Source organism: Amycolatopsis sp. NPDC031561, from assembly GCF_055580625.1.
On the sequence record NZ_JBVILA010000001.1, the window covers coordinates 634,751 to 656,233 of the forward strand.

Here is a 21,483-nt window from a genome sequence, read left to right on the forward strand (position 1 = left end):
AAAGTGTCAGACTTCGACGAGGCGCCGGATAAGCGACGATCCTGCGGCTTCCACTGGCCGTCGCGATTGCGGGTGGTGCGTGGAGGCTGCCGACCTCGGCGATCAGTGTTCGCCGGAGTGACTACGGGTCGTCTCGACGTCGGGCAGGGTGATCCTCCGGCAGTCGTGGGCCGCACCGGGGAAGAGATTTTCTCGCAAAGTGCCTTCGGTGCATTCGCCTTGCATGAGGTCTTGTGCTTGGAGTACGGGCAGACGTGGTCCACGCATTCGGCGAAGCTAGCCGGCCAGGCCGTCGTCGAACCTGACCAGTACCTCGAGCTCGGCCAGGCTTCGTCGCCGACCTCGACCAGGCGCAGCGTGTGGGACGGGGTGCGGCTTCGGTGATGATGAACGCGTCCCGGGCATCGGTTTTGGCGCGGCCGGATAGAGATGGGCGACGCGGCGCATCGCCAGGCCGGGCAGATAGGCGACCTGGGGTCCGGCGACGCGGGCGACGGCGGCCGGCAGAGCACCGATGGTGGCCGCTTGTCGAACACCGCGCGCAGCTTTGGTTCGGCGTTGAGCAGCGGGGCGTCGTGCAGTCGCTTGCCATCCGGGTCGAGACCGACCATGTGATGGGCGTCCTTGTCGACCTCCAGGCCGAGGAAGACCCCGAAACTGCTGCTCGTCCACCATGTCTCGGCCGCCTCAAGTGGTCGCCGGGTTGGGCATCGATGGCCGGTACCCACGTTACGACGAGCCCTATCTTTCGGTGGCCGTGTCCCTATCAGCGGTCCCTCGATGCCTGCAAGCCCGGTGACGCCCCAGATCGTGCACTCGACTGGGTGCGTTAGTCATGCCGGGCCTGGCGACCACAGCTCCTTGATCAGGAACTATGAGAAAGGTCACGGGGGTGGTTCGCTGAGTTCACGCAGGAGCGAAGTGCTTGGTACCTGGCGATAGTGCGGGTGCGGAACAACGCCTGTGCGGAGTTCGTTCTGTTTTGCCTTCGCTTCGGAGATTTAGACTACCAGGAGCGTGATCCGGTAGGTGGCGCCCGTGGATCATGATGGCGCATCGACAACAAGTTGGGGTGCCCCGAGTTTGGGCGCTGTGGATTGCGGTGGGCTCCGGCTGTCTGTATCGCCCACCTTGAGCCGAGGGCTTCGTCTTCGGGGTTCGGGCCCCGGCGGTATGGCATGTCGATTTTGGTTCCCCGCCCGGTTTGATCTTTCGCGAAGACGGATTGACAGATGATTACCGCCAGGCCGGAGTTCTCGGGTTCTTCTCATTGCTGCTGCTCGATCCTTGCGAGTTCGAGCAGATCTCGGCGAACTGCAGTCGACTTCCTTGCGAACATGCTGCGCCAGATCATGGAGCCGACCCAAGGTGCTGCCCCGACGATGGCCGCAAGCCCATACAGCCAGGGCGAATTTGTGGTGGCGGCAGCGGTGATCAGCGCCGTGGACGATATGCCGGTGGCCGCTTGTGGAATACGTGATCTCTTCATGGTGGGAAGAGTGCGTCCGGAACAGTGACCACTCTAAGGAGCTTGGTCATGATCTTTCGGTGAGCTCCTGCGTGGTGCAAACTTGAAACTCAGAGGCATGCTCATCGGGTGTTCATAGCTGCTGTTCGGGTATGCTGAGCCAATGAGTTACGAGATCGCGGACCTGATTGCCGACTTCGAGGTGTCTATTCTCGGAAGAGCTCAAGTCCGGCGTCAGGATGGGACTTGGGTGAAGCTTCCGCCGCTGATTGGTGACATGTTGGCTGCCCTCGCTTTGGCTGGCGAAGCGGGACGTCCCAAAGAGTGGTTGCTCGAAGCCTTATGGTCGGATGACAATCGTAGCGACAATGCATTCGCGCAGGCGATCATGAAGCTCCGGAATCACGTCACTGTGCCGAAGCCCGGTGCAAAGGGAAACTATACCTTGCACATTGCTGGAAATCGTATCGACGCATCGCTTTTCTGTGACCGGGTAAAGGAAGTTGTCGCCAAGTCGGAGCAGTCTGTCGCCGAGCTCGACGCTTTGCTGGCGCTTTGGCGCGACAATCCTTGGTCGGCCCGCTCCCGGTTGCGTGCGAGCGCTTGGGCGGATGTTCGTTCGGCGCGCGACAAGCTCGTGGATGTGGTCCGCGGCCTGCCGGACGAGCAACGGAGTGCGTTGACTTCGTGGAACCGCTTCTGTGAGACCTTTTCGTCTGAATCCGCCGGATGGCGAAGTCAGGACCGTCTTCCCGGCCTGCCGCGCAAGCGCGTGCTCGTCGTCGACGACAAGATCGCTTCCGAGCTTATCGCTGCTTTTGGTGGGGGTTACGACTGTGACAAGGTGACTTCGCTCGTTCAGTGGTCGGCCATGATCAAAGGAGGACATGCTCTCGACTACGACTGCGCGCTGGTCGACCTTCATCTTAAGGACAGCATGACTGACGCCGGCGGCGAGATCGTCCTGCAGGATCTGAAACGTCTTCGGCCGGACATGCCGACTGTGCTGATGTCGGCTGAATTGCCGTTCGAGGACTGGCACAGCATCCGGGAGCGGCTCGGCGTCAGCACAGTGATCGCAAAACACAACGATGAGAACAAGACCGTGGTTCCGCTTTACCAGACCGTAGCGAAGCTCATCTCAGAGGCCGGTCGCTAGCTCGACAACGGAAGCCAGATGATCAGGTGTGCTCCACCGAGGCTGGAACGGGTCGCCAACCGCTCCAGCTTGCCGCGGCACGCCTCCAAGTTGCGTTGGACGTTGCGAAGTCCCTCTCCTCCAGGCATATCGTTCTGCTTGCGCAGCTGGTCCAGAGCAGTGTTGTCGACGTTGCCAAAGCCCGGTCCGCTGTCCTCGACATCGATCACTGCGAAGCATTGATCAGCCCGGTCGACTTGACGGACGGTGAGTCGCATTTGCCGGTTCGTGACCTTCGCGGCGTCCATCGCCTGTGCAGCGTTCAGCGCCAGATCGACGAGCGCCAGCCGCACTAGCAACCTGATGGCCGTCACTTCGGCCGTCGTACCCACCTGATTGTTCACGTGGACCGCCAGCCGTCCGGTGTGACGCTCGCTTTGCGCGAAGTCGGAGACGAGCTCGGCGACGTCGAAAGTAGTGGTCCGCAGCAACTGCTGGACGTCCCCCCGCTGGACCGCCTCGTATTCGTCGATGATTTCTTCGATGTGCTTGATCTGCTGGGTCAGAGTCCTGCGCTCGTCTGGATCGACAGCTTGGTTCAACGCGTACTTCAGCTGCTCCAGCGCGTATTTGTAGCCCTTGGTCGCGTGGAGGTTCTGGCGAGTCGTGCGATTGAGAAGGAGCAGTCGCGCGTTCTCTTCGAGCAGGTCATGGACGTCGTGGAGTCGGCGCAGCTCCGCGACCGACCATGCGATCAGATCGTCGTTCGCAAGGAGAGCCACCAGACCTTCTCCCGCCAGCACGATCTGGGTGCCTCCAGTCACCAGGCCAGCCGTTTCGATCCGGTCGATCGCGTCTGCCATGTCGACGCGCTCCGGCGGCAGCTCACGTCGGCGCGCTTCATCGCGTTCGACCTCGTCACAGACGATGTCGTTGAGCAGGTCGATTTCGGCCGCCAGATCGTTCGGGCTGATGCGGCTCGTACCGAGGGTTGCGGCGCAGGAAAGCAAAGCGCCGAACACCACCTTCGCGTGGAGATCGACGTCGAGCGGGGCGAAGACCGCTTCTCGAATGGCCCGTACCGAGTCGTGGTTCTCTCGTAACGCGGTCAGGTGATCGTGGGTGAGTTGCGGGCGGCTGGTGACTGTTCGGCTCAGTTCGCGTACCAGCGCGGCGAGAGCAGCCGGTATGCCCGCAGTGTAGTACAGCACCATGTCCGGCACCTCTGGTGCCGGCCGGTAGCCCAGCATGTCGAACATCCACTGCAGAGCGATCAGGATGTCGCCTTCTTCGCCGAGGTCGGTGCCGGCGGTGTCGGCGACCTGGTCGAAGGGCAGCTGCATGCAGAGGTGACGAAGGATGTTGATCCGCCGCCACTGCATGGTGGGGGCTTGATCCGGACCGTCCGGCTCCACAAGCGCAAAGAGGACATTAGGCTCGAGCAGCACAACGCCTTCGGGCAGGTCCGGACGGTCCTCGCCGATCGGTAACCAGATCCGCGGCTTGCCGCCCGCGGACGGCGGCGTCTGTCCGACGTGCAGACATACCCGAGCAGGGAGGGCCAGCCAGGGCAGCCGAGGATCGTTGAGCCCGCACAAATCGACCTGGAAGCCGTTCTCCGCCGGGCGCGGGTGATGGTTGATCGGCGCATCCTGGACGAACCCGTCGAGGGCCGCTGCCAAACTGGCCACGTGGTCAGCCGTCAGGCTTGTGGCCACGTCGTGCAACGCGGCCACAAGTGCTCTGCCCCTGCTGTCCGATTTCGCGGGCACGTAATCTTCGAAGTCCGAAGGAGAGGGCGCCTCCCCGGCGAACCAGCGCAGGACTTCCTCATCGGAGGTGTTCCGGAACGGCCACGTCTGCGGCCTCCGCACGGTCGTCGGACTGCTCAGCCAGGGCTGGAAGTCTGTTTGTTCGACAACCCGCTGCGCGACAGCGTATTCACCGTTCGCCAGGCATGCCTTGGCCACTCGCGTACGCTCGTCGGGCAAGCCCGCGAAGCGGGATTCCACGGCGGCTGCCCGCTTCTCGGCTTCTTTGTCGAGCGTGAACTGCATGCGGTCGAGGAGATCAAGAGCTTCCTTTTTGCTGTCCGTCAGGGCTTTTACCCACTCCTCCGGATCCAGGCGAACGCCCAAGGTCTCGGCGCGTTTGACCAAACGGTGCGAGCGTGGCAGCAGGCTGGTCCGGATCGCAGCTATCGACCGGTTGATCTGTTCGTCCAGAGCGCTGCGCCGCTCGTCGGCCATTCCGGCGGACGGAAGGACCAGGAGCGCACGGCACGCCCGGAAGTCGCCCGCCTCCAACAGCCAGTGGAAGCTGTCCGCGACATCGAAGACCTCGGTCTCCAAGCCCTCAAGGACGGCAGCAGCGGCGTCCAGTCCGCTCAGAGGCCCGGGGACGATGGCCAGGCCGAACAGTTTCGGCTGGCGCCACACCTCCGGCCAGGCCCGGATCACGTCCTTGAAGTCATCTTGGTCAGTGATAAGCATGGCGGCCCCATTCGCTGATGGTGGAGATGGCGCCCAGCCCGTGTTCGGTGAGCCGCCGTTCCAGCCGAGGCTGGTTGTCGAGGTCCGCGTAAAGGTTCGGCCAGAGTCCGGCGAGACGCTCGGCGACCGGTTGTGCCCGCGTCAGCAGGTACGAAGTGTGGGGATCCGCATGTTCATCGTCGAACGACGCGACGGCGAGTGCAGTTGCCCGCACGAGCTTGAGCCGATCGAGATAGGCACGACGTTTGCTGCTATGGATCACGTTGTTCTTGCGCCCAGCCATCACCTGCGCGGTGGTCTGGTCGAGGAATCCGGCAAGATCGTTGAATTGTTCCGCTCGGGTCCAATGCGTTAGCGCCGTGAGATCGCGATTGTCCACAATGGTTCGTAGTTGTCCGAAAAGGCCGTTCTCGTGCATCAGGTGGGCGTGAGTCTTGAGGCCGGCCTCAAAGGTGAAGGATGTGCCTGCCAGCGACCGCAGCGCCTCGTCGGCCACGTCCCAGGCTTCCGCGACCTTTCCGTCGCGATGCCGATGAGCGAGCTGACGCTGGGCTATGGCGGCGAGACCGGGATCATCGATTTCCGGTGGGCACTGCACGACCAGGTCGGCGAGAGCTCGCCAGTCGTCGCTGAGCACTTTCAACCCGGAGAGGAGCGTCAAGGCCTCGCGCACTTCGTTGGCCACGAGAGGAGGCACACTCGGCTGCTGAGGTAGCAGCGGCCAGGCGAGAACCTGCCGGGCCCCCAGGGAGACCAGCGCGGCAGCTTGTGCGGTGGTGAGTCCATCTGCTAGCGATGCGGTGGCCAGAGCTTCCGCTACGTAGGGAGTTTCCGCCGCGGCTGCTGCGGCGACAATGGGCAGCGGCAACAGGCTATTCGGCAGGAACCTTCGAATGATCCACGCCTCTGCGAAACGGTAGTTTTCCCAAAGGTCGTTGACCAGCCAATCAGCCCAGACCTGCAGCTCTGACGCAGTGTCGGCCAGGCGGTCGCGCAACGTCGAGGCGACGGCGACCCGCAGCACGTCGGTCGGTGCACCGGCTTCGCGGAGGCCGGCCAGCAGGTGCAGGGGGTCACCCGCACGGACGGCCTGGCTGATCAACGCGTTCCGGTCGACCGGACTGACCCGACCCTCCAGAGCCAGCAGCAACTGATGGGAGTGGTGGTTGACCTGGTCGAATTTGACTTCGGCAGGTTGCTGCCTCCGGAGAACGGGTGCGCCGAGTAATGCAGCGGCCTGTGCGGCGAGGTCTCCACCAGATATCCGCAATCCGATCTCAGCCGCGGGGCGCCGTCCGGGCTGGCCAGTGTAGAAGCCTTCATGTGAGAAGAAGTCGAAGTTACCCACGACAACGTCATCGTCACAGACGAGGGCACGGGCAGCTGACTTCACACGCTTGAACGCGAAGCCGCTCGAGCCTTCGGCCGCGAGGGCTGCCAGCAGACCGACAGCCTTATCGGACCCCTTCCGCTGGTGATGGTAGGACACTTGGATCTGAACACCGGTGCGGATTCGCTGGCGCAGAACCTCGACGAGCTTGGGCGTGACCACACTGGAGGCGAGGAATTCGCTGGAAATCAGGACCTGGGCGGTCGCTGTGCGCAGGCCGTCCCAAAGCGCCTCTCGGTTGGCGGCGTTTTCGATCAGCGTCACCGATGGCCATCGTCGTGCTGCCAATATCTGCCGAACCTCGGCCGAGCAGCGGCGCCACGCCAGTGCCCAGCCGCGGACGGCCGCGTCGGAGACCGCGTCACGGCCGAGCGCGGACGGCAGATCGGACCACTTCAGCCGCTCAGCCGCCGGCACAAGGTCTTCCGTGCCAGCGGCGAAGTCGCGACCGCGGAAGAGCACGCGTGCGGCCGTGGCGCCATCGGGCATCGAACGGCGTACCCAGTGCAGAAGTCCTTCGACGGGCTCGCAGCTGTCTTCGCCGACCGCTTCGACGATTACGCCGAGCTGCTGGACGTCATTGCGCAGGCCGAGGTAACGAGACCCACCTACAAGAGCTTCGCGATTATCCGCGATGATCATGTCGACGTTGGTGTTGGCCGATCTGCGAGCCACGACCAAGGTGGACGGATTGAACTGCTCCGCCTTGGCGGCTATGCGGAGCTCTTCCAAGATGTTCTCCGCGCGGCTCTCGATGCGGTCGTCATGCCGCTGCCCCCAGAGCAGCACGATCTGGACGCCTCGCCGCGCGACGTCGCTCAGCGCGGGCAAGAGATCGGCCAATCCGTCGTAGTGAACTGTGGATCCGGCGAGGACGACTTGCCGTTCGGCGCGACTGATCATGGCCTTTGCCTCGTCGCGGCATTCCTTCTCCGTACCCATCAGTTTCACTCGCGCCTCGCCAGACACCCGGAAATTTACCTGACCACGCACGGTCTGGATCGCGTCGACGAGCTGTTCGTGGATCGCCGTGCGGTTACCGGCCGCAGCGGTCAGCGCCTGCTCGGCCAGCGCCTCGAGCCTTGCCACGCCCCGTTCCATCGTCGGCGGGTTGGTGAGCCGGGTTTCGAGCGAGGCCTGGAGTCGGCGGGAGAACTTATGGTTCGGACGCTGTTCCACGAACTGCGTCAGCAGAGAACTGATACGTTCACAGTGGACAAGGCCCCGTCGCGAGTCCTGCGTCGCGGCGACTCGTACGACATCGCTTTCTGGGTCCCGCCGCACGGTGATGTCCACCGGCAGATAGGTGGTCCGGGACGACATCGGCATATGCGAGGCGAGCGGAAGCTTCGTCTCCATCACCCGGAGCGCGCGGCCTCGCGCACTGGGACCGGTGGTGTCGTAATGCTGCTGATCCTCGAGCATTTCCTGGACGGCGCGCACTACATCGCTGCCGCGTACGTCGTCCATGGTGGCCGCGAACAAGATGTCCGGCGGTACGACCAGATCCCGATCGGGTGGACGGGTGTGCCCGGCGCGTCCCGTGAGGTGACCGCTCACCCGGTCCAACCACACGGTGACGTTCTCCAGCTTGTACTCGCCGCCAGCGAGCTGGCTCTGTGTGCCGTCTCTGAACGCGTCCACAACCGCCGGAGAAGGCGCGACTTTGCCGGTGTATAGATCGAGGATGATGTGCTCGCGCCGCCACAGGTCGAACACCAGGTCTAGGGTCATCCGCCGACCCAGCTGCAGCAAGTAGTTCAGTCTGCTCAGGCTCACTCCCCTGGGCGTGCCTTCTGCGTCGTCGCCGGGCTTCCGCCATGTCTCGACCACGGTCCGCAGGACCATGATCTCCATCCGGGAGAGCTCGGTGCCGTAGCCGAGTCTCGCCCGTACCGGTACGGATTGGTAGGGGAGGTAGATCCGGATTCCGGGCATCAGATGTTCGCAGTCTGCGAGACAGATACAACCTTGCCGAACTGCTTGACCAGCTGGCACACGTCCGCCCACCGCGCTCCGCCGTAGTGCTGGAAGTGGCGGAACGAGCCGACGATCACCAGGTGTTCGCGGGCTCGCGAAAACAGCACGTTGACCAGCTCGGCTTCCCCCAGGTGCCCAATGTTGAGCCAGGGCTGGTCGCTGGCGCCTCGTCGCTGATCACGGACGAGTGAGACGACCACGACGTTGGCTTCCCGGCCCTGAAATGCGTGGATCGTCGATGCATAGGGGCGGATTTTGCCCCAGCTCTTCAACAGGTCCAGCTGTTGCCGGTAGGGAGTCAGAACGGCGAGCGGGTGCTCGCTGTAGCCGTCTTTCTTCGGGCGGGGCTGCGGACGCAAGGTTTCGAGGAGTTCGTTGATGATGCGCACTTCGCCCGGATTCCGCCAGGCCGGCTCGTCGGTGCAGTCGGTGGTCTCGGTTGTGTCCAGCCACACCACGGCATGGTTGGCCAGGGTGCGTGGGTGGCGAAGGACGGGGGTGTCGTCACGTCCGGTGCTCAGCAGACCGTCGGCGGTTACGTCGACGTGCTCGTCCGGCTGGATCGGGGTCACGGGGTAGAACGCCCGGCTGACGACCTGGCCGATGGCCGGCCGCATGCGGAACTGCTTCTGTAACGTGTGCCGAGGTGGGTTCACCACCGTTTTTTCCAGGGGGACCTGGAACAGGTTGCCGAACAGGTCGAACACCTTGACGTACTCGTCGAGACGCTCGCCGTGCAGCTTGAGGTCGTCGTCGCCTGACGTGCTGCATCGCTCGAGAAACCGCACTACCTCTCGCCGCCGGTGTGCGGGCAGCTGGCGGTGATCCCCGACGAGCGCCCAGCGGGTGCCACGGGCCAGCGGGATCGCCAGTTCTGTCGGCCACGCCTTGGCAGCTTCCTCGATCACTACCCAGTCGAAGGTTTCGGCGGCCACCGAACGCGCCAGCGCGGTCGGCGTCGCCGTGGAGCAGGTGGCGAAGACCAGGTTGGCCGCGCGGTGAACACGGTCGATCAGCTCCGGCAGGCTGTCTTGCACGACCGCGGCCCAGTCCGCGAGAAGCGACTGGGTGTATCCGGCGGTTTCCTTGTCCTTCTGCTTCCTCACCTCGGTGATCACCTGGTGCTGCTTACGCTCGGCAAGCTGGTTGATCAGGAAAGGCTCGACAACCTGGTCCACCTTGCCTTCGCCACGAGCGCTCGTCGCGCGGACGGCGACCACGTCTCCCTTCTCGTCCGCCACAGGTTTGTGCGAAGCGAGCAGGCCGAGTTTCCGCAGGAGCCGTTCGGCGATGTTGTCCAGCGCGAAATTCGATTGAGTTGACACCAGCACCCGGGCGCCGGGTTCGTGCTTCAGGAACTCGACCACCGCATCCGAGGTGACTTCGGTCTTGCCGGTGCCGGGAGGTCCTTGGAGGGCGAACAACGGCTCCGTACCGCTGAGCGCCTCGGCAATGGCTTCCCTGGTGCTGGTCCTGGTCAGCCGCCGGGGACTCTCCCCGTTCGGGCGCGCCAGCTGATCGACCAGCACCCGGTTGCTGAGCATGTCCCACCGCGCATGTTCCTCCCGGTGCAGCGCCACCCACGAACCGAAGTCGTCCGACAGGCTGATCCAACCGCGTTCCGGAACCGCGGCCGATCGTTGCCCCGCCGCCACGTCGACGTTCTCATTTCTCGCATCCACGCAGTCGCCTACGAACGCAACGCGCCGTGCGGGGGCACCGTCCTCGTCAGGACGCAGCGATACCGTGACAGAACCGTCTTCATTGCTCGCGCCAGCGAAGAAGTCACCCATGAGCGGGCGCAACTGCCGATCGTTGGCGAACGCCGTCGCCATAGCCGAGCTGAACCGCCACCGGCGGTCGCGCTCCTCGTCGTAGCGCAACACGATCCGGTCTTGCTCGCCCACCCCATCGGCTATGTACGGGTACTGCCGTGACTCCAGTTCGGTCCGCCGGAACTGGAGGAGCCAGTCGAACGCCTGCGTGAAGTCGCGTTCGGCCTTCGTCTGAGGCGCGGCGTCGTGGACCGCGGCCAGTATGGGTTTCCAGGAAGGGCTGCGGCCGAGCCACGAGCCGAGCTCTGTTCGATGGATGTCGCTCGAGACGATCTCGAACTCGGGCGCCCATCGTCGTTTCTTCGCCTTCTCGACGGCTAACTGCAAACTCCGCCCGCGGGCGGAGTCCAGGTGGACGGGGAAGGCGAGCAGCAAAGCGCGTTCGTCTGGTTTGCCCAATCGCCCGAAGCCCAGGTCGGGTGCGTAGTACCGGCAGAACCACGCCACGTGACGGCCAAGCAGGAGCTGGTCCGCCGCGCGCATCTTCTCGACGTTGCTGCCGGGAGCGAACTGCGCGGCGCCGCCCGGCATGTGCAGTACGCGTGCTTCCTTGAGGTCCCTGAGGATGTACTCGCTGGTTTCAATCCGGCCTTGGGGAGTTGCCGGGTCCAGGTCGACCAGCTCCCATTTGAGCAGGGTTTTCCGGCACTCGCTCGGAATGAACACCAAGAGGTGCGGTGCGCCGGTGCTGTCGTCGTTCTCCGCGGTCAGCCGCTCGTAATGATCGCTGAGGCGCCCGACCACATCAGTGGCACTCGGTCGCGCGGTCGGCTTGTCCCATGCGAGCATGTCCGAAAGGAGCGTGGCGAGAGGGCTGGGAAGCACTCGCAACGCACTGATCAGGTGCTGGTTGATCTGACGTGCTGCGGCCAGCAGGGCATCAAGGTCGGGGCCGGTCGCCAGCGCCGCGTGCACCGCCACAAGCAGCTTCTCGGGAATCGGTCCAGTCAGCCATTCGGCGACCATGGTGCCCAAGCCGTAGATGTCGGACCGGTGGTCTTCCAGTCGCGCGCCCTTGACCAGCAGGAACCGGATGCGTTCGGGTGAGAAGTAGGCCAGCGCGTCACCGCCTTGAGTCAGAATCAGCTGCCGCGCCTGCTCGGCGCGCTCGTTAGCGTCGAGCAGAGAGGAGCGCAGCAGGTTCGACAGTAGGCTGCTCATCTCGAACCGGCTCAGCATGAGCTGGTCACCGCCGTCGTCACCGGCGGTCCGGGCGACTGTTCCTGGCCAGATGTTGCGATGCACGATTCCCAAGTCGTGCAGCAAAGAAAGGGCGTCAGCGAGCGCCATAAAGTGCGCGACCGCGATCTGGCGGTGTTGTTGCAGGTATTCGACGACGGCGACCAAGCCGGCGCGCATCCCGTGCTCGGTGTCGGAGTCGTCGTACAGCTGGTTGGTTCCGGATCTGGTCACTACGAAGGCGCAGCCGTGGATCCCGAATTCCTCCGTCATCGCTTCGTCGATGTGCCCGCCGCGGACCACCTCGGGCAAGGCGGGGTGCTGCAACGCGGCTACGCGTCGAAGGACACGCAATTCCTGCTTCCACAATCCTTCGCCCAGACCGGTCACGCCGGTGTAGAACTGAACTGTCATCGGTGTCAAGGACGCCGCGTCCTCGAGATTATACCGGTAGAGCGTGTCATTCAGCAGCTCGATGCCCTGCGCCTCGCCGCCGCCGGGAACTCGGAAGCCACCATAGCGAGATGTGCTGTCGCAGAACAGTTTAGTGACCAAACTGTTCATGTCCGCGACCGACATGGAACCTCCACGCTTGGAAAGTATGGCGGAGAATCAATCGGTGTAAGATGGGATTGAGTTACACGAAAGAGGGACGGTATCACCCCCGCTCGTGATCAATAGACTGCCCCCGCCGACGGCGCCGAGCTGTCCGGTTTTCTCCAGACTGGCGCCTTGCCATAGTGCGTGAAGCAATGGCGGTGAACGGCCACTGGCCGTTCATAACAGACGTGTCGTCGCCGAGATGCGAACGTCGAGCCGACAGTCGTTGCTTAGCGCGTTCTTGCAGATCAGGTGTCGCACGGGGGCCAATCCCGTGCGACACCTGATCTGTGTGAACGCGTGTTGTGCGGATGCCAGCCCGCCACATCGGCGTCGTGACCGGGCGGTGTTTCCCAGGTTTGAGCGAGCCCGGTTGTGCAGACGCCTTGGCGAGTCGAGAAGCGATGATCGTCATCGCAGATATCGGATCTGTCCAGAAGTGGGCGCAGTCAGTCCTGCGCCCGGTCCCTAGGTTTGTGCCCCCGGCAGGATTCGAACCTGCGACACCCGCTTTAGGAGAGCGGTGCTCTATCCCCTGAGCTACGAGGGCATGTACTGCCGGGCACAGCCTACCGGGTGACCGGCCCCGGCAGGGCACGAGGGCACCGTCACATCGCGAGAGCATGCGGCCGGCGAGGTGAACACCGCGAAACCCCCGAACGGCGGTAGCGCTCAAACGAGCGCCCGGCACACACCCAAACAGCGGGCCCAAGCCCGCCAGTGGCCGTCTAGTGACACTCGACCTGCGGATCCGTCCCGGAGCACGCACACTCGACCCAGGCAAACGGGGTCTGAATCGAATGCTAGATCGACACAGATGACCCGCGCGGGTCACTCGTACGTGTCTGGTTTCGAAACCCTGAACAACAGTAGGTAATCTTCGTTAACGGGACGCGAGACGCCGCTCCCCCGGCTGCCGGAGGGCTTCGTTGATCAAGCTCATGTTCGCCGACGACGAGGAACTGGTCCGTTCGGGCCTGCGTGCCATGATGTCCGGCGCTGCCGACATCGAGATCGTGGGCGAGGCGAGCGACGGGAGATCAGCGGTCGAGGTCGCCCGGCGGTACCACCCTGACGTCGCCCTGCTCGACATCAAGATGCGGGCGCCTGACGACGGTATTCGCGCGCTCAGGGCCATCCTCGCGCTGCCGGATCCACCGACGGTGGCCATGTTGACCACGTTCGACATCGACGACTACGTCAGTCTCGCGCTCAGGCTCGGGGCCAACGGCTTCCTGCTCAAGGACATCGACCCGGCGGCGCTGCTCAGGGCCGTCCGGGACCTCGCCAGGGGTGGCGCGGTGCTGGACCCCGGGGTCGCGGCGCGCATGGTGCAGTCGCACCGGGACGAGCAGCGGGCCGCGCAGCCGGCGCGCAAGCTGCTCGCGTCGCTGTCCGAGCGAGAGCGTGAGGTCGTCGGGCTGATCGGCCAGGGGTTGTCCAACGCGGAGATCGGCGGACGCCTCCACCTGTCCGAGGCCACGGTCAAGGGCTACGTCTCGGCCGTCCTGTCCAAGATCGGCGCGGCGAACCGGGTGCAGGCCGCGCTGCTGGCCTACCGCGGTGGCCTGCTCGACCAGTAATGATCCTCACCGCGCTCGAGTTCCTCGGCTTGATCGCGTTCGCCGCTTCGGGGGCGCTCGCGGCGGTGCGGTCCAGGTTGGACGTCTTCGGGGTGGTCGTCGTCGGGCTCACCACGGCGCTCGGCGGCGGGATCATCCGTGACGTCCTCCTGGGGATCACGCCGCCCACGACCCTGCGGACCTGGCCGTATCTCGCGGTCTGCGGGGTGACGGCGCTGGTCGTGTTCGTGTTCCATCCGCAGATCGCGAAGCTGCGGCGCGGCGTGCTGCTCGCCGACGCGCTCGGGCTCGGGGTGTTCGCGACGGCGGGTACCACCATCGCGTTGAACGCGGGCGCCACTCCCTACGCGGCGTGCCTGATCGGGATGACGACGGGTATCGGTGGCGGTGCGGTGCGTGATCTCCTGCTCCGGGAAATCCCGCTCGTGCTGCGGAAGGAGATCTACGCGGTCGCGGCGCTCGCGGGGGCCGTGCTCGTCGTGATCGGTCACTCTCTGCGACTGCCGCCGGGGCCGGTGACGGTCGTAGCAGCTGCCGTCGTCGTGGGGGTTCGGATGCTCGCTTTGTGGCGCAGATGGAACGCACCTGTTGCAAAAGGGCCCGAGACCGGCTGAAACGTCTTGTGGACTGTTCGATTTCCTTTGTTTGTTCTGTGTGTGTTCTTAGGCGAGTCTCAGCACGCTGCGTAAGACTGTGGCCATGCGCATCCTCGTAGTGGACGACGACAGGGCCGTCCGTGAATCACTCAGGCGATCCCTTGAGTTCAACGGGTACCAGGTGGAACTGGCCGGGGACGGCGCGCAGGCCCTGGAAGCGATCATCGCCAACAGACCCGACGCGATGGTCCTCGACGTGATGATGCCGCGGCTCGACGGCCTGGAGGTCGCCCGACGCCTGCGAAGCACCGGCGACGACCTGCCGATTCTCGTGCTCACGGCGCGCGACACCGTGTCCGATCGAGTGTCCGGTCTCGACGCCGGTGCCGACGACTACCTCCCGAAGCCTTTCGCGCTCGAGGAGCTTCTCGCTCGCCTTCGCGCGCTTCTGCGCCGGGCGATCCCGGACCCGCAGGCGGGGCAGAACGCCGAGATCCTGGCGTTCGCGGACCTCACTTTGGACCCGGGGACGCGCGAGGTGCGCCGGGCGGGACGGGAGATCAGTCTCACGAGGACCGAATTCGCGCTTCTCGAACTGTTCCTCTCCTACCCGAAGCACGTCCTGACCCGCAGCCGGATCCTGGAGGAAGTATGGGGATACGACTTCCCGACGTCGGGCAACGCGCTGGAGGTCTACGTCGGCTATTTGCGCCGAAAGACCGAGGCTGGGAGCGAACCGAGGCTGATCCACACGGTGCGGGGAGTGGGTTACGTGCTGAGGGAAACCCCGCCGTGACCGAGCCGGTCCAGGTCGTCGGCGAGTCCGAAAAGGATCCGCGCGGCGACCGCTGGAGCACGCGGCGCTTCTCGCTCCGCGGCCGGGTGACGCTGCTCGCCGCCGTTTCGGTGGCGGGCGCGGTGGCGTTGGTGTCCCTCGGCGCGTATCTCGTCGTGAAGGAGAACCTCTACCAGCAGGTGGACGACAACCTGCGCGCCCGCGCACAGGCCGCGGTCGACTCGCCGCAGGTGCAGACCGAGTTGCAGCAGGTGCCCGGCGCGTTCCTCGCCAGCGCGGACCTGCAGATCGGCCAGCTGACGGTCGGGGAGAAGATCCGGCTGACCTATCCGCAGTCCGGAAGCCGCCCGCCGTACGGCGAGGACGAGATCGCGGTCGCCACCGGCGACAAGGCGTTCTCGCTGCGCACCGACCCGAAGACCGACAGCCGGGTCGTCGCCCTCCCGCAGGGGCCGGGGCAGGCGATGGTGCTCGCGCAGTCGCTCGGCCCGACCAAGCGCACCCTGAACGAGCTTTCGGTGGTCCTGTTCCTGATCGGCGGCGCCGGGATCCTGGTCGCCGCGGCCGCGGGAACGGCCGTCGCGAGAGCGGGTCTGCGGCCGGTCGACAGACTGACCTCGGCGGCGGAACGTGTCGCCACCACCGGTGACCTGCGGCCGATCCCGGTCAGCGGCGACGACGAACTCGCCCGCCTCACGCAGAGTTTCAACACGATGCTCGGCACGGTCGCCGAATCGCAGGAACGGCAACGACAGCTCGTCGCCGACGCCGGCCACGAACTCCGGACGCCGCTGACGTCGCTCCGCACGAACCTCGAACTGCTCCTGTCCGCGAGCAGGCCGGGTGCGCGCACGCTGTCCGACGAGGACCGCAGCGACATCGAGGCCGACATCCGCGGCCAGCTCGACGAGCTGACCCAGCTGATCGGCGACCTCGTCGAACTCGCGCGCCAGGACGAGCCGCGGATCGAGCACGAGCGGGTCGAGATGGTCGACGTCGTCGAGCGCGCGCTCGACAGGGCACGCCGCCGCGCGGGCGAGATCGAGTTCGACGTCTCGCTCCAGCCGTGGGTGCTGACCGGCGACACCAGCGCGCTGGAACGCGCGGTGCTGAACCTCCTGGACAACGCGGTGAAGTTCTCGCCCGAAGGCTCGACGGTCGGGGTCCGGCTGTACCCGGTCGGCGACGGCACAGCGGTGCTCGAAGTCGAGGACGCCGGGCCGGGGATCGCCGACGAGGACCTGCCGAAGGTCTTCGACCGCTTCTACCGCTCTTCCGAGGCGCGGACGCTGCCCGGTTCGGGGCTCGGCCTCGCCATCGTCCAGCACGCGGCGCAGCGGCACGGCGGCGGTGTCTACGCGGGACGGGCGCCCGCGGGCGGCGCGCTGATGACCCTGCGGCTCCCGGGAGCCCCTGCTTGATGAGTGATTACGACAAGGGCCTCGAACTGCTCCGGCTTCTCGGCGGCGTCGAGGATCCCGCCGTGCTGAACCTGTTCGACGCGGTTCAGGCGGCGGACTACGGCAGAGAGGCTGTCGCCTTCGTCTACGGCGGCGTCTACCAGCGACCGGGGCTTTCGCTGGCACAGCGGCAACTGGTGACGGTCGCCGCGCTGGAGACCTTGGGCTACGCGCAGGCGCAGCTCGAGTTCCACAGGACCGCCGTGGCGAATGTCGGCGGCGATCCGGGGCAGGACGACGACACGACCCGGCGGCTCAAGTCGATCGCGGAGTACACCGCGAACGGCGGAGTGGCGCCGGAACTGGCCGAAGTCCTCCGGGAAGCGCGCGACGCGGGGGAGTTCGGGGCCGCCGTCGAGGCGATCCTGCATCTCGCCGTGTACGTGGGTTTCCCCGCCGCGCTCAACGCGCTCGGCGTCGCCCGTACTCTGACGGGTGATGAGCACCGAGAACGCGCCTGAGATGCCGCCCCGCCGTCTGCTGTGGACATTGCTGGTGGCCGCGGTGCTGCTGGCGGCCGACCAGCTGACCAAATGGTGGGCGGTCGACGCCCTCACCGGCCGCGCGCCGATCCCGGTGATCGGCGACTTCATCCGCTTCCGGCTGCTCTACAACCCGGGCGCGGCGTTCTCGCTGGGCTCCGGTTCCACCTGGATCTTCGCGATCCTGGCGGCGGTCGCGGTGGTCGCGCTGCTGTGGATCTCGCGCAAAGTCCGTTCGGCGGGCTGGGCGATCTCGCTCGGGCTGCTGCTCGGCGGCGCGACGACGCACCTGGGCGACAGGCTGTTCCGTGAGCCCGGTTTCGCGCGCGGTCACGTCGTCGACTTCATCGACTACAACGGCTGGTTCGTCGGGAACGTCGCCGACATCGCGTTGTTCTTCGGCGCGGTCTCCCTTTTCGTGCTCAGTTTCCGCGGCGTCCCGATCGAGGGCGTCAAAGAGACTGAGGCGGAGTAACGAGACAGAACTCGTTTCCCTCGGGATCGGCGAGAACGACGACACCGTCTTCGGGGCTCGCGAGCACCTTCGCGCCCAGGGCGACGAGCCGTTCGACGTCGTCGTCCGCCAGGTCCAGGTGCATCCGGTTCTTGACGACCTTGGATTCCGGGACCAGGTTGAAGAACAGCCGCGGTCCCGCCGTGGTTTCGACGAGTACCGAAGGATCGTCTTCGGGGCCGGAGAACCCCAGCGAACGAAGGCGCTCGAGCTCGTCTTCGTCATAGGGTGCGACCTCGTAGCCATCGAGCGCGGCAGCCCAGAAACGGGCGAGCGAAGCCGGATGGTGGCAGTCGATGACGACGTCGCGAAGCCTGGCCATGGACACATGCTGGCAGGTGGATCCGCTCGTCGCGCCATGTTTGATCGTGTAGGATTTTGTGTAGTTAATCCAGGGGAGGCTTCGTGCTCGCGCGGCAACGACAGGCGGTGATCCTCGAGGAGGCGCGCCGGACCGGGGCGGTCCGGGTCAGCGACCTCGTCGCGAGGCTCGGCGTTTCCGATATGACGGTGCGCCGCGACCTCGACGTGCTCGCCGGGCGAGGCCTGGTCGAGAAGGTCTATGGCGGCGCCACCTCCATCGTCGGTAAAAGCACCGACGAGCCCGGTTTCGAGGCCAAATCCGTGCGTCAGCGCGCCCAGAAGGAGGCCATCGCCGCCGTCGCGGCCGGGCTGGTCCGGCCGGGCACCGCGATCGGCATCTCCGCGGGCACCACCACCTGGACGCTGGCGAGGGCCCTCGACGAGGTCCCCGGTCTGACGATCGTCACGAACTCCATCCAGGTCGCCGACGTGCTGCGCGGCGCGAACCAGCCCGATCGCACGGTCGTCCTCACCGGGGGCGTCCGCACCCCTTCGGACGCGCTGGTCGGGCCGGTCGCCGTGCAGAGCCTGCGTTCGCTGCACCTGGACGTCGTCTTCCTCGGCGTGCACGGGATGGCCGACGGCCCCGGTTTCACCACGCCGAACCTCACCGAATCCGAGACCGATCGCGCGCTGGTCGAAGCGGGCCGCAAGCTGGTCGTGCTGGCCGATCACACCAAGTGGGGCGTCGTCGGCATCTCCACCATCGCCGGGCTCGAAGAGGCCGACGTCGTCGTCTCGGACGACGGCCTGACCGACAACGCAAGGGAAACGCTCACCGAGCAGGCGGGTGAGCTGATGATCGCCGAAACGGCGGAGACGGCTGAGGCTGAAGAAGCGTGAAGCGCACGGTAAGGCACCTGGCCGACGGCCGGGAGATCATCTATTTCGACTCGCCGGGCGCACCGGAACGCACCGCCGAGGACACCCGTGACCTCCCTCAGGTCGCCGCGGCGTCGGAGATCCGGCGTGACCCGCTGACCGGGGAATGGGTGGCGATGGCCGCGCACCGGCAGACGCGGACGTACAAACCGCCCGCCGACCTGTGCCCGCTGTGCCCCACCAAACCCGGGAAGCCCAGCGAGATCCCGGAGCCGGACTACGACGTCGCGGTCTTCGAGAACCGCTTCCCTTCCTTCGCGCGCAACGTCCTCGGCGAAGCGTCCACAGTGGACGGCGCGGGGCTGGTGCCGGTCGCGCCGGGTGTCGGCCGGTGTGAGGTCGTCTGTTTCACCAGCGACCACGATGGCTCCTTCGCCGGGCTGACGGCGAAGCAGGTCCGCGCGGTCGTCGACGCCTGGGCCGACCGCACCGCCGAACTGTCCGCGATGGACGGTGTCGAGCAGGTCTTCCCGTTCGAGAACCGCGGTGAAGAGATCGGCGTGACGCTGCATCATCCGCACGGCCAGATCTACGGCTACCCGTTCGTCACGCCGAAGACCGAGCGGATGCTCGAGGTCGCCCGCGCTTACGAGGCCGAGCACGGCCGTCCGGTGATGGGCGACGTCCTGGCCGCCGAGCGGGAATCCGGGGCGAGGGTCGTCGTCGCGGGCGAGCACTGGACGGCGTTCGTGCCGCCCGCCGCGCGCTGGCCGGTGCAGGTCCAGATCGTGCCGCATCGCCAGGTGCCCGACATCCCCGCGCTGTCGGACGCCGAGCGTGACGAGTTCGCCGACGTCTACCTCGAGGTCCTTCGCCGGTGCGACGGGCTCTACGACCGGCCACTGCCCTACATCGCGGCCTGGAACCAGGCGCCGGCCAAACGCGATCGCGAGCTCGGCTGGCTGTATCTGGAGGTGTTCTCGGTCCTGCGGTCCAAGGACAAGCTGAAGTACCTGGCCGGGTCGGAGTCCGGGATGGCGGTGTGGATCAACGACGCCACCCCCGAGCAGATCGCCGAAAGGCTGCGAACCACCCGCTGACGGGGCCATACTCATGTGCGATGCACAGCTTTGGCTCAGGAACTTCTCAGGACCATCCCGCAAGGTAGAGACATGACCGAGAACGACCCCAGCGGCCAGAACGCCGAGCAGGCGCGGCCGGCCGGCGCTCAGCCGGACGCGGAGCAGAGCGCGAGCTGGGCCGCACAGCCTGCCCAGCAGCAGCCTGACGCGACCGGCCTCGGCGGCCACGCCGCTCCGCACACCGGAGCGCAGCAGGCCTACACCCCGGAACAGCAGTACAACCCGTGGTCGCCCCAGGCTCAGGCGCAGCCTCAGCAGACACCCTCCCAGCAGATACCGTCCCAGCACGCGCAGTCTCACCAGGCCCAGTCCCACCAGACCCAGGGGCACCAGATCCCGGGGCAGCAGCCGCCGTACGGGCAGCAGCCGGGCCCGTCGGTCTACGCGGTCCCGCAGCAGCGTCAGGGCTCGAAGTCCACGTCGGGCAAGCTGCTCGCCGGTGTCGCCGCGATCGCGCTGGTGGTCGGCGGTGTCGCGGGCGGCACGGTCGGCTTCCTGACCGCGGATTCCTCCGGTGGCTCCTCCGTGAACGCGCTCGACGCGCCGAAGCCCGCCCAGCAGACGGGCAACCTGCCCGCCGGTTCGGTCGAATCGGTGGCGCAGAAATTGTCGCCGAGCGTGGTCGAGCTGCAGGTCTCCGGGCGGTCGGGTGCGGGCGAGGGCTCCGGCTTCGTGCTCAGCACCGACGGCTACGTGCTGACCAACAACCACGTCGTCGAGGTCGCCGCCGGTGGCGGGCAGATCCAGGCGGTGTTCCAGGACGGCAAGAAGGGCACGGCGACGGTCGTCGGCCGCGACCCCACGACGGACATCGCCGTGGTGAAGGTCAGCGGCGTCACCGGCCTGACCCCGGTGGAGCTCGGCCGGTCCGACGACCTGCGGGTCGGGCAGCCGGTGGTCGCCATCGGTTCGCCGTTCGAACTGGCGGGCACGGTCACCTCGGGCATCGTCAGCGCCCTGAACCGGCCGGTGAGCGCCGGCGGCAACGGCGACCAGACCACCGTGATGTCGGCGGTGCAGACCGACGCGGCGATCAACCCCGGCAACTCCGGCGGCCCGCTCGCGAACATGGCGGGCCAGGTCATCGGCATCAACTCGGCGATCTACAGCCCGAAGTCCAGCCAGGGCCAGGGCGGCGAGAGCGGCGGCAACGTCGGCATCGGCTTCGCGATCCCGATCGACCAGGCACGCCGCACGGCCGACGACATCATCAACACCGGCCAGGCGACGCAGACCTTCATCGGTGCGCGAGTGCAGACGGCGCCGACGGGCGGAGCGCAGCTCGGTGAGATCTCACCGGGCAGCCCCGCGGAGAAGGCGGGCCTCAAATCCGGCGACGTCGTGACGAAGCTGGACGACCGGTCGATCCCCAACGCGGACGCGCTCGTCGCCGAGATCCGCACGCGGGCACCGAACGACAAGGTCAAGTTCACCCTCGGCGGTGACAAGGTGGTCGAGGTGACCCTCGGCGGACAGCCCGTCACCCCGAACTAAACGCTCGGCCGCAGTGCGCGGCCGAGACCAAACCCCGGCTCGAACCCCCAGCGGGCCGGACCCAGAGGCCACGCGCGACCGGCTGCCAATCCCGGTCGCGCGTGGCTTTTTCGGGGTAAGGCAAAGGTGTCGTGTTCGCGACCAACCCG

General features: G+C 66.1%; 15 protein-coding genes, 1 tRNA gene and 1 pseudogene. 11 read left to right on the forward strand and 6 right to left on the reverse strand.

The window, feature by feature from the left end; translation table 11 throughout:
• Nucleotides 1-279 precede the first annotated feature (279 nt).
• Nucleotides 280-611 (reverse strand): annotated as a pseudogene (locus tag ACZ5IK_RS03075) (IS110 family transposase); the annotation flags it as partial.
• A gap of 726 nt (nt 612-1,337) precedes the next feature.
• Here ACZ5IK_RS03075 and ACZ5IK_RS03080 point away from each other — a divergent pair.
• Both ACZ5IK_RS03080 and ACZ5IK_RS03085 read left to right on the forward strand, forming a co-directional pair.
• Nucleotides 1,338-1,517 (forward strand): hypothetical protein, encoded by a 180-nt coding sequence (locus ACZ5IK_RS03080; protein ID WP_465486315.1) that lies wholly within the window; start codon nt 1,338-1,340, stop codon nt 1,515-1,517.
• Nucleotides 1,518-1,631: 114 nt separating this feature from the next.
• Nucleotides 1,632-2,627 (forward strand): hypothetical protein, encoded by a 996-nt coding sequence (locus tag ACZ5IK_RS03085; protein WP_465486316.1) that lies wholly within the window; start codon nt 1,632-1,634, stop codon nt 2,625-2,627.
• On the opposite strand, the gene ACZ5IK_RS03090 is transcribed toward ACZ5IK_RS03085, so the two are convergent.
• From ACZ5IK_RS03090 to ACZ5IK_RS03105, 4 genes are all read right to left on the reverse strand, one after another.
• Entirely contained in the window at nt 2,624-5,098 is a 2,475-nt protein-coding gene (locus ACZ5IK_RS03090) for a hypothetical protein (protein WP_465486317.1), read from the reverse strand. The two genes, ACZ5IK_RS03085 and ACZ5IK_RS03090, sit on opposite strands and share 4 nt — an antisense overlap.
• Entirely contained in the window at nt 5,085-8,345 is a 3,261-nt protein-coding gene (locus tag ACZ5IK_RS03095; protein WP_465486318.1) for a phospholipase D-like domain-containing protein, read from the reverse strand. Before ACZ5IK_RS03095 ends, ACZ5IK_RS03090 begins: the two co-directional genes overlap by 14 nt.
• An 80-nt stretch (nt 8,346-8,425) precedes the next feature.
• Nucleotides 8,426-12,061, reverse strand: a complete 3,636-nt coding sequence (locus tag ACZ5IK_RS03100) for an AAA domain-containing protein (RefSeq protein ID WP_465486319.1) — start codon at nt 12,059-12,061, stop codon at nt 8,426-8,428.
• 498 nt (nt 12,062-12,559) lie between these two features.
• Nucleotides 12,560-12,632, reverse strand: a tRNA-Arg gene (locus tag ACZ5IK_RS03105).
• Nucleotides 12,633-13,011: 379 nt separating this feature from the next.
• Here ACZ5IK_RS03105 and ACZ5IK_RS03110 point away from each other — a divergent pair.
• The 6 genes from ACZ5IK_RS03110 (at nt 13,012) to lspA (ending at nt 17,474) form a co-directional block, all read left to right on the forward strand.
• Entirely contained in the window at nt 13,012-13,665 is a 654-nt protein-coding gene (locus ACZ5IK_RS03110; protein ID WP_005155565.1) for a response regulator, read from the forward strand.
• Nucleotides 13,665-14,279, forward strand: a complete 615-nt coding sequence (locus ACZ5IK_RS03115) for a trimeric intracellular cation channel family protein (RefSeq protein ID WP_465486320.1) — start codon at nt 13,665-13,667, stop codon at nt 14,277-14,279. The genes ACZ5IK_RS03110 and ACZ5IK_RS03115 overlap by 1 nt, the downstream gene beginning before the upstream one ends.
• A gap of 85 nt (nt 14,280-14,364) precedes the next feature.
• Nucleotides 14,365-15,057, forward strand: coding sequence for a response regulator transcription factor (locus tag ACZ5IK_RS03120; RefSeq protein WP_101610701.1), 693 nt, complete (start codon nt 14,365-14,367; stop codon nt 15,055-15,057).
• Nucleotides 15,054-16,478 carry a HAMP domain-containing sensor histidine kinase gene (locus ACZ5IK_RS03125; protein ID WP_465486321.1) on the forward strand — a complete coding sequence of 475 codons (1,425 nt, stop codon included), beginning with the start codon at nt 15,054-15,056 and terminating at the stop codon, nt 16,476-16,478. Before ACZ5IK_RS03120 ends, ACZ5IK_RS03125 begins: the two co-directional genes overlap by 4 nt.
• Nucleotides 16,478-16,978 (forward strand): carboxymuconolactone decarboxylase family protein, encoded by a 501-nt coding sequence (locus ACZ5IK_RS03130; RefSeq protein WP_465486322.1) that lies wholly within the window; start codon nt 16,478-16,480, stop codon nt 16,976-16,978. Before ACZ5IK_RS03125 ends, ACZ5IK_RS03130 begins: the two co-directional genes overlap by 1 nt.
• Complete coding sequence (gene lspA, locus ACZ5IK_RS03135) at nt 16,956-17,474, forward strand: signal peptidase II (protein ID WP_410600361.1); 519 nt, start codon at nt 16,956-16,958, stop codon at nt 17,472-17,474. Before ACZ5IK_RS03130 ends, lspA begins: the two co-directional genes overlap by 23 nt.
• Here the strand turns inward: lspA and ACZ5IK_RS03140 are convergent.
• Nucleotides 17,452-17,835: a VOC family protein gene (locus ACZ5IK_RS03140; RefSeq protein WP_465486323.1), complete on the reverse strand. Its 384-nt coding sequence runs from the start codon at nt 17,833-17,835 to the stop codon at nt 17,452-17,454. The two genes, lspA and ACZ5IK_RS03140, sit on opposite strands and share 23 nt — an antisense overlap.
• An 83-nt stretch (nt 17,836-17,918) precedes the next feature.
• Between ACZ5IK_RS03140 and ACZ5IK_RS03145 the strand changes: the two genes are divergently transcribed.
• The 3 genes from ACZ5IK_RS03145 (at nt 17,919) to ACZ5IK_RS03155 (ending at nt 21,334) form a co-directional block, all read left to right on the forward strand.
• The gene (locus ACZ5IK_RS03145; RefSeq protein ID WP_465486324.1) at nt 17,919-18,719 is read left to right on the forward strand and encodes a DeoR/GlpR family DNA-binding transcription regulator; all 801 of its coding nucleotides are present in this window, start codon (nt 17,919-17,921) and stop codon (nt 18,717-18,719) included.
• Nucleotides 18,716-19,798 carry a galactose-1-phosphate uridylyltransferase gene (gene galT / locus ACZ5IK_RS03150; protein WP_465486325.1) on the forward strand — a complete coding sequence of 361 codons (1,083 nt, stop codon included), beginning with the start codon at nt 18,716-18,718 and terminating at the stop codon, nt 19,796-19,798. The genes ACZ5IK_RS03145 and galT overlap by 4 nt, the downstream gene beginning before the upstream one ends.
• Before the next feature lie 72 nt (nt 19,799-19,870).
• Nucleotides 19,871-21,334: a S1C family serine protease gene (locus ACZ5IK_RS03155; protein ID WP_465486326.1), complete on the forward strand. Its 1,464-nt coding sequence runs from the start codon at nt 19,871-19,873 to the stop codon at nt 21,332-21,334.
• The last annotated feature ends 149 nt before the right edge of the window (nt 21,335-21,483 follow it).

Bases quoted from the DNA above. Each gene is read 5' to 3' on its own strand.
- ACZ5IK_RS03130 (WP_465486322.1), top strand. From the start codon at position 16,478: ATGAGTGATTACGACAAGGGCCTCGAACTGCTCCGGCTTCTCGGCGGC.
- ACZ5IK_RS03115 (WP_465486320.1), top strand. From the start codon at position 13,665: ATGATCCTCACCGCGCTCGAGTTCCTCGGCTTGATCGCGTTCGCCGCT.
- ACZ5IK_RS03155 (WP_465486326.1), top strand. From the start codon at position 19,871: ATGACCGAGAACGACCCCAGCGGCCAGAACGCCGAGCAGGCGCGGCCG.
- ACZ5IK_RS03120 (WP_101610701.1), top strand. From the start codon at position 14,365: ATGCGCATCCTCGTAGTGGACGACGACAGGGCCGTCCGTGAATCACTC.
- lspA (WP_410600361.1), top strand. From the start codon at position 16,956: ATGAGCACCGAGAACGCGCCTGAGATGCCGCCCCGCCGTCTGCTGTGG.
- ACZ5IK_RS03080 (WP_465486315.1), top strand. From the start codon at position 1,338: ATGCTGCGCCAGATCATGGAGCCGACCCAAGGTGCTGCCCCGACGATG.
- ACZ5IK_RS03095 (WP_465486318.1), bottom strand. From the start codon at position 8,345: ATGGAGATCATGGTCCTGCGGACCGTGGTCGAGACATGGCGGAAGCCC.
- ACZ5IK_RS03100 (WP_465486319.1), bottom strand. From the start codon at position 12,061: ATGTCGGTCGCGGACATGAACAGTTTGGTCACTAAACTGTTCTGCGAC.
- ACZ5IK_RS03140 (WP_465486323.1), bottom strand. From the start codon at position 17,835: ATGGCCAGGCTTCGCGACGTCGTCATCGACTGCCACCATCCGGCTTCG.
- ACZ5IK_RS03090 (WP_465486317.1), bottom strand. From the start codon at position 5,098: ATGCTTATCACTGACCAAGATGACTTCAAGGACGTGATCCGGGCCTGG.
- ACZ5IK_RS03085 (WP_465486316.1), top strand. From the start codon at position 1,632: ATGAGTTACGAGATCGCGGACCTGATTGCCGACTTCGAGGTGTCTATT.